7 protein-coding genes are annotated in these 8,061 nt (G+C 46.0%); 1 reads left to right on the forward strand and 6 read right to left on the reverse strand.

Features of this window, described 5'->3' with window-relative positions; all coding sequences use genetic code 11:
* Nucleotides 1-2: 2 nt before the first annotated feature.
* The 6 genes from HXW94_RS13575 to HXW94_RS13600 form a co-directional block, all read right to left on the reverse strand.
* A complete protein-coding gene (locus HXW94_RS13575) occupies nt 3-1,901 on the reverse strand; it encodes a DUF3160 domain-containing protein (protein WP_178367446.1) in 1,899 nt (632 codons plus the stop codon).
* A 41-nt stretch (nt 1,902-1,942) separates the two neighbouring features.
* Complete coding sequence (locus HXW94_RS13580) at nt 1,943-3,328, reverse strand: caspase family protein (RefSeq protein ID WP_178367447.1); 1,386 nt, start codon at nt 3,326-3,328, stop codon at nt 1,943-1,945.
* Between the two features lie 64 nt (nt 3,329-3,392).
* Nucleotides 3,393-3,911 (reverse strand): DUF4384 domain-containing protein, encoded by a 519-nt coding sequence (locus HXW94_RS13585; RefSeq protein WP_178367448.1) that lies wholly within the window; start codon nt 3,909-3,911, stop codon nt 3,393-3,395.
* Nucleotides 3,912-3,918: 7 nt separating this feature from the next.
* On the reverse strand, nt 3,919-4,887 hold the full coding sequence (locus tag HXW94_RS13590) for a DUF4384 domain-containing protein (RefSeq protein ID WP_178367449.1): 969 nt from the start codon (nt 4,885-4,887) through the stop codon (nt 3,919-3,921).
* Nucleotides 4,888-5,277: 390 nt separating this feature from the next.
* Nucleotides 5,278-6,738 carry a S8 family peptidase gene (locus HXW94_RS13595; protein WP_218576719.1) on the reverse strand — a complete coding sequence of 487 codons (1,461 nt, stop codon included), beginning with the start codon at nt 6,736-6,738 and terminating at the stop codon, nt 5,278-5,280.
* Nucleotides 6,738-7,478: a hypothetical protein gene (locus HXW94_RS13600; RefSeq protein ID WP_178367451.1), complete on the reverse strand. Its 741-nt coding sequence runs from the start codon at nt 7,476-7,478 to the stop codon at nt 6,738-6,740. The genes HXW94_RS13595 and HXW94_RS13600 overlap by 1 nt, the downstream gene beginning before the upstream one ends.
* A gap of 298 nt (nt 7,479-7,776) precedes the next feature.
* Between HXW94_RS13600 and HXW94_RS20380 the strand changes: the two genes are divergently transcribed.
* A partial coding sequence (locus HXW94_RS20380; protein WP_484482031.1) for a transposase occupies nt 7,777-8,061 on the forward strand: 285 nt, incomplete at its 3' end.

An 8,061-nucleotide genomic window follows, 5' to 3' on the forward strand; every position in this document is an offset into this window, starting at 1 on the left:
TCCTATGGTTTTGTACCGGAATCAGGGCCCGGCGCGGTCTGCAGTTTGGCCATTTTCGGATCGGCAATGAGCATCATCTGCCACGCCCTATCCGTCAACCGCTTATCCATATCCTGCTTGAATTCATAATGGGTGAATAATGCGCCCCGTGTCCGGCCTTTTCCGGTATCATGCTCAACAATTTCAGGATATCCCAGGGCCTGTTCCAGCACCTTGCCGGAATTGGCATCCGTGTGGATATCCACAACAATGGGATGGTCTTCACCAGGCAATAAACTTTTAAACGCCTGATCCAGGGTATTTAAAAAATCTGTATCAGCCGCAGACAGGGATTTTCCAAGAACAATATTGCGGGCAATTTCATGACAGCGTTCAAGTAGTCCGGCAAACGTACTCATCCTGCGGGTATACCGGGGATCTGCCAGATGATTGTTCAGTTTTTCCACCTGATTTTTCAAAAGAAGGTAGAGTTCAGGTAGCGGTTCAATCCATGCAGTGCTGCGGGGGTGTGACACCAAAAGGCTTTTTCCCACCGCGCTGTAAGATTGCTTGGCATACAGGATATTGATATAGCGGTGCCAGGTGTAAAACCCCAGGCTGGTGTTCAGGCGTCTGCCAGGATCATTTTCTGCCTGGAGATCCTGGCCTCTCTTGAGCCAGTAGGCAATCAGCGCCAGGTGATCTGCGGCCAAGCCGTTGCCTTGCCCAAGAGTTTTTTTTGCCTTTTTGAATGCCCCATCATACCCTTTGTATGCCTGGTCCCCTGAATCGGCCAGAATCTCTTCAGCAACTTTTGACCCGGACAGCGCCATCAGCTCAAGAGCCAGGGGAAAGCCTTTAACCGGGCGTCCGCCGGCCAGGACCATGGAAAAGGGAGGCTGTTTTTTATCCTTGCCTAAGTAATTACCGGACAGACGGCCGTAACATAATTCCTGTAAGGCAGCGCTGTCCGGCGTGAACCGTAAAGGCATTAACCGGAAGCCGGTCATGACTTCCGATGCGCTGCGCTTTTCCTTTTTCAGGGCAGCCTGATTCACGATGCCGGCGATAATCCGGGGGTGTTTACCGTACTCTCCGGCAAACTCGGCCAGCTTTTTCCTCAGATCCGGAAGCCTGGTTTCAGAGGGTACGACAGAAGATACCTGTATATAGTCGCCAACCGTCAGATCATCAGGCGGTCCGAACAAAAAGGATAAATTTTCATTAATACTGTCATATTGCTGTTTGATTTTCGGGTGATTTTGAATCAGCTCAGCCAGGGCACAGGCCTGGGCAGTCAGAAAATCCGCCTGCTTGTCCGTAATACCTGTCGCCTTGGATGAGAGTACCGGAAATAATACTGTGCTGCTGTACCGCATCGCCCGGAAATAGTTCTTCAATTCAGGCGTACGGGTATATTTCCCCCGAACTTTAAATTGAGTGTAGTCAATCTTTTGCTGCATCAATGGAGATACGGCAGTCCCCTTGGCATCCAGCACAGCGGAAAGTTCCACATTTGCGGCGTCGCCGTCAGGGGCATCCTTAATTTTTGTTTGACCAAGTGCCAGGGCGTTGACCACACTCAAATAATTGAGGTTGGCGCTATGGGCTGCAACATCTACCGGCACTTTAGAAGGCGGATTGTTTTTGAGATGCTGCACCATGGCAGTCAGTAGATTCTTAAACGCCGGCACGATCACGGCCTGTTCCATATCCGTGACACTTTGGTTAACCATCATGGCATAAGCCGTAAGAATGAAGTCTTCGGTGATGTAGTTGCCGATGTTATCCCTTTCATTCATGGCATACAGCTCAAACATACCGGTTGGCACTGCTTTTTGATCGGCAGCCATTGCCAAAGGGGGAAGGGTAATGCTGAGTACCAGCAGGCTGAGCCCAATCAATCGCATCATTGTTTTCATTTTATTTTCTCCTTGATGGTGAAGTCTATCGTTCCCGGACATTATTGTTCAACCAAAGCGATCACGTTGCCTGCACCCAGCCCTAGGGATTTTGGTTGAACGGAAAAGCAACTTCTAACCACATCAAATTCCTCGGCAGTTTCGCTGGACATGAGTTTGATCAGATCTCCCGAATTTCCAAGCCCTTTTTTATATGAATTGATTTTTTGTGTGGTCACAAACACGGCGATCAATGTTTTTCCAAAAGGCGGGGATGCCGGCAAGTTAAAATCGTCATCCTTGCTCGGAATTGTAATCCGGGTTCCGGCTTTGAAGAAATTTTCCTTATGGTATCCATTGGGAAACAATATTGCCGGTTTCGTGTCATTCGGGCTTAAATTTATCACATTGACATACCCGTCATGGGGCATGGTGAGTGAAACTTCCAGCAGATCCCCTTCCTTAAACTTGGACTGATTGGTACGAACCGGTACTTTATAGTCCGCTCCTTCGGTCAACAGCAGTACGCGATCCCAAAGGCTGGATTCCGAGGACGATGTTACGGCACTGGTAACATGTATACTTTTTCCTTGAAGTTTTTTACTACCCGCCAAATCGGGATGGTGGACCTTGTCAGGCGATGTGTGGGCGGCAATATAGGCCGTGGTACTTTTTTTCAACTGTTTGAGGGAAACTGATTTTCCATTAGACTTAGTGACGGCATCGTACAATCCCCGGGTAAACAGGCTGCCTTCCCGTGTGGCAATGGCTGTTTCATCATCCTGACAGGCACTCAATGAAGCAAATCGCTCCCGGGTAATGGCCCGACGTCTGGGCTGGGTGGAAAAGTTGGCTTTTCCGACCAGGCGAGGCATTCCGGGGTATATAAAAAATTTGGCTTTTTGATCCATACCGGCAAAGGATTTGGTACTGGTGCCGCTGTGACAGGCATCAATAAATATAAAACTTTCCCTGGCAGGAATTTTTGCCAGCATTTTACCGAACACATCATCTAAAAAAACATTTTTTAAGGTTTTATCTTTGATTTGTGTATCATGGGGCAGCAGAACCTCATCAGCTTTGTCTTTTTCATCCCGGTCGGTGTCGGCAACATGTGAGCCGTGCCCACTGAAGTAAAAGAAAACCCGGTCGTTTTTGGTGGTGCCTTTAATCAACCAGTCGCTGATCGTATTACCGATATTGTCAAGGGTGGCCTGCTCATCCCTGAGTACTTTGATCTGATGAGATTTAAACCCAATTGCCTGTGCCACCTTTTTGGCCATTTCAACATCTTTATCAATCCCCGGCAGATTGCCCGATGATATCTGATATTTCCCCACACCGATGATCAATGCCCGGTTCTCTGCAAAGGCGGGCCAGGCACTTAATAATAAGCAAATCAGAATAAGACATATTCCCCGGTGCATACAGTAATGGTAGCCATTCATTTTCTTATCTCCTGTCCTTTTTGAAACAATGTAAAAAAGGCACCTTTTGGTGCCCTTTACCGGTTTATGGTTTAATATCCACGACCATTTTATCCATTCCCCATCCGGATACGGGTCTTACACGAATTGCCTTTGAGGTTCCTTGCCCCTGGGACAGGATATCACCGATATCTTCATCCCCTGTTGTCACAAAAAAACCGAGTACACTTTTTCCCACAGGTTCCATGGCTGCCATCTCCCAGTGGGCATCTCTGGGTGGAATATGCAGGGGAACATTTTTCAGGATTTGATGATCCTGCATTTCAGCATTGGGTACAATCACGGAAACTTTATCATCGGGGTCCACCTGCACCACCCAAAGCTTTCCGGTTTTGGCGGAATGAACGGTATAAGAAAGCGGTTTTCCAAGGGAGGCTTTTTGGGAGCCTGTCACGCTGACCGAAAATGCATCGTTCTCAGGTTCCATATCGTGAAGGGCCTGCCAGTTGGGTCCCACATGAACATATTCTGTGTTTTTGCATCCTGTGGTAAACAAGGCCAGACTGATGGCCAGGCCCGTAAGCATTATTAAAACATTTCTCATGATTTTTTTACTCCTGAATAGTGAAATGGTAAACGGCATAGGCATCATCCGGCGTATCAGGTACCAGGCGGATATCCTTTAACATATTTTTGCTTGCAAGCGTATAAATCCGGTTTTTATCCGGGGTGGCGTTATCATCATACACTGCGAGAATCTGATGAGCCCCGCCGGGACTGGAGGCCATGGCATTCATCCGGTAAAAGTCACTGCCGGAAACCTTTTTTGTGGTCAAAAAGGATTGGCGGCCACCGGGTTCGTTGATATAGAGATGTACATATCCAGGTTTGTCGGCACCAAACGTGATGCGGATAGAATCTCCAACCCGGTACGAAGATTTGTTTGTGGAAACAAATGGTGCTGCTGCCGTATCACTGCCACCATCACTGGGGGGCACAACACCTGCGTGTTGTCCATCTCCTGTTATAATCAGGGACAATTCTTTGGTAACATGTTTGGCTTTAGCCTTGCGGGAGCGGATGCCAAGGGCCTTGGTTTCCTGAACAACGGTATCAAGATTGGCGGAAAGAATATTGCCGGTCTTGGCATACCGGTCAAATTTAACATCCATTTTTTTGGTGCTGGCCAGCATGATAATTTTTTCCCGGCCCGGGGAGTCACTGTAAAATTCAATATATTGTTCCGGTACGGTATACGTTCTTTCGGCTTTATATTTTACATATTGCTGTTTTTTGTTGGGCAGGATCATATATCCTTTATTGTGTTTTTCATCCACACTGAAAAGATACAGGTAAAATATTTCAGATCCCTTGACTCTAAAACGGATGGCCTCACCGGTTTTAAATACCTGTTTGACCGGGGTAAACTCTACTTTTAACGGATTGCCGTCACCATTGTCGCTGCTGCCGCCTGTGCGGACCCCAATGGTTTTTACATCTGCAAAAGCAGTGATCGTGTATGCCGTCAGGGCCAACATGACCATGGCTGCCGTAAACATAATTTGAAACGATTTTTTCATAATTGTTCTCCTTTGTTTAATACGTGTAAATGTGCCGCATATGCTACAATTTAAAATGACGACTTTAAGCTGTTTTCATAATCAACTATAACTTACGGATAAATTAAAAAACGGTACCATTTTTTGGCATCCTTCATTTACCAGTTTACACTTTTTGGAGCAAGCACCCTATTTTTTAGCAATTATTCCCCAAAAAGTGTAAAGTACTTTGGGGGTTATATGAAGGATGCCCATTTTTTAAAAATAATTTTTGGCCCTGATCATCATTTGGACCACCGTGTAGGTTGGGTTGAACGAAGTGAAACCCAACATTTTGTATTTGTTGGGTTTCGTTCCTCAACCCAACCTACCTTCCACGCATTGGCCGAAATAATGATCAAGGCCTAATTTTTATTGATTTGCGTCTTGTAATATATCCCTTAATTGATCAATTGCCCTGTTTGACCCCCCTCCGCCTTGACTCCGGTCACCTTCAATATCCAATGATTGTAAGGCGTTGGTGATATTTACACGGGGGGTTGTAATTCGTGATTTTTGATCCTTAATCGGATCTCCGGTTTCAATCATAAGCCGCCTAAGCTCTTTTACGCTCAGGAAACGGCCGGTCTTTTTTTTATGGTAACTTTGAATCAGTGCTGCAGCACCGGCCGCATATGGACAGGCAGCCGAGGTGCCGCCAAATTCCGGATTATATTTTCCTTCTGGCCAGGAGGGTGTATAGGCACAATGGGAAGGCGCCAGTAAATCCAGTATAGGCGCAGAGTTTGAATAGCAGGTCACCTGATCGGCAGCGGTTGACCCATCGCTGCAATTGGAGAATCCGGCACGGCCAAAACGGCCATCATAAACGGCTCCGACGGCAATCGTGTTTTTCATACAGGCAGAAAAACTTATTCCTTTTGGATCAGCTTCATTTCCAGAGGAAACAAATACCGCAATTCCATTAGCGTCAGCCATGTCCAAGATAGACTGTGTTGACCTGGATTCGCCATCGCAATAGATATCCGAATGCCAATTTGGCGTGCCAAGGCTCATGGATATAATCATAATGGGCTGATCAGGAATATCTAATTGATGGGAAATACACCAGTCTATAGATTTTTGAATAGCAATTGTTGAAATCTCGTCATGCCTATTACTCGTTTTTAATGCATATATACCTGCTCCTGGCGCAACTCCGCCCCTGTAATCTCCATATTTTTGATTCAGTCCTGCTGATATACCGGCGCAGCTGCTGCCATGTCCGTGGTTATCCATGGGGTCTGCATCATTGTCACCAAAATCGTAACCGCCCAGGACTTTTGAATTGGGAAACCGTCCGCCTCCCAATGCGGGATGGGAATAATCCACCCCGGAATCTACAATGGCGATGGCAACATGTCTGCCGCTGCCGGAATTCCGAAAATTGCCGGTGTTCATCAATTCAAGACCCTGTGCTGTGTGCAATATCAGAGGATGATCTTTTTCAATCATCACCACTTCATCAAGCCCTGCCAACGACTTCAGATCTGTATATGAAACGTCAGCCCCCATGATGGGCAAATTTTCCAGCCGATGCCGGACATGGCCCTTTCCCAAGGCAACCTTGCTGATGACTTTTTCCTGGATCCTGGCGACATTTGACTGAATTCTCATTTTTTTAAAAGCGTCCTGGCCGAAATTTATGCTTTTGGTCTCTTCACAGCCTTTTAGCGTTACAATTATCTGCACCGGTTCCAATGATTTTTCAGCCTGCTCCAACAATTCAGGATCAATAATTTTTTCAATTCCCTGAAAAGCACTCGCCAAGACAGGCCAACAAAGAAGTAGTACGACAGCAAAACAGACATTTAAAAATCGACAAAAATTCATTATCTCTCTCCCCCCATCTCCATGGACTGGACATCATCACCATGAAGCGTCATCGGCATATCAGACTCAATCGTCTCTACAAGCGGATTCGCGGCAAGCATCCTGACACCTTCAAGGGTAGCATCCCCTGAAATGACAGGGATATTTCTTAAGATCAGGCCAGGGGTAAATACCTTTGTGGGCATCGACTTAAGCACTTTGTTCTGCAATGCCTGGATCTGCTGGATGACGCTCTTGCGTTCTTCAGGTCTTTTCATGCGTTCTTTGAGTTTCTCATGTCCTTTGAGTAAAATAATCACTGTTTGTTTGGGTTCCGGCACCTGGAGATCCGTGAGCAACTGTCCATGTTTTATTTTTTCGTAGCCGGGAAAAAGCGTTCCGGATTTAAGGGACAAAAGCTTGATTGCCTTCACTTCTTTCCGCCCGCTTTGAAGGATATAGCTTATTTCAACGACATTGCCCGGAATAAGGCTGAACACCAACGCCTTTAAATGATTTTCAGGGGTATTCCAGTCAACGCACCCAGTATCGTTCTGTGCAAAAACGACAGCAAACTTATTTTCAACTACCTTGCCATCATCATTTTGGGTCAGCACTATAATTTCAGGAGTTAAGCAAGGCATGGTTTTGACTGTTTTAACAGTTCCCCGGACGATGAGACAGATTGCGCTGTGACCATCCGGAGTCCAGCAGCTTAGATAAATGACACAGGTTAGACAAATGGAAAGAATTCGTTTCATAGGACCTCCTTTTAAATTAGCGCCCTTTGGGCGGGTTGTCAGGTGCTGGGTGCTGGGTGCTGGGTACTGGGTACTGGGTACTGGGTGCTGGGTGCTGGAAATTCCTATACTCTTAAATTAAATAGTATCTGCTGATTTTCTATTTTATCGGCTTTAAAGCACCTATTGAATGCTATCCTATTCTATTGTACAAAAGCTTGAATAAAATGCCCTTATGCTTATAAACCATAAATAGAGGATTGAAAATGATCGAAAAAAAAACACTGAAGCTTTTAGTGAAGAGTGGGTAAAAAATAACATTAATGATCCGACCAATGAATTGGTTATTCTACGCCAAATTATCCCCTGGCAAAGAATCATCGACAAACTGGCTTGCTATTATGATGACAGCAAGGGACGTATAGGCACCCCGATCCGGACAATCGTAGGGATTTTTATTGTTTTAAAACTCCGGTTGCTCAGTGATCGGACGGTCGTTAATCAGGTTAAAGAAAACCGGTATATTCAATACTTTTGCAATGTCCCAGATGAAGATTTGTCTACTTTCATGCATCCCAGCAACCTGAGCAAATTGCGAAAACGC

This window comes from Desulfobacter latus, from assembly GCF_013389365.1.
Classification (GTDB): domain Bacteria; phylum Desulfobacterota; class Desulfobacteria; order Desulfobacterales; family Desulfobacteraceae; genus Desulfobacter; species Desulfobacter latus.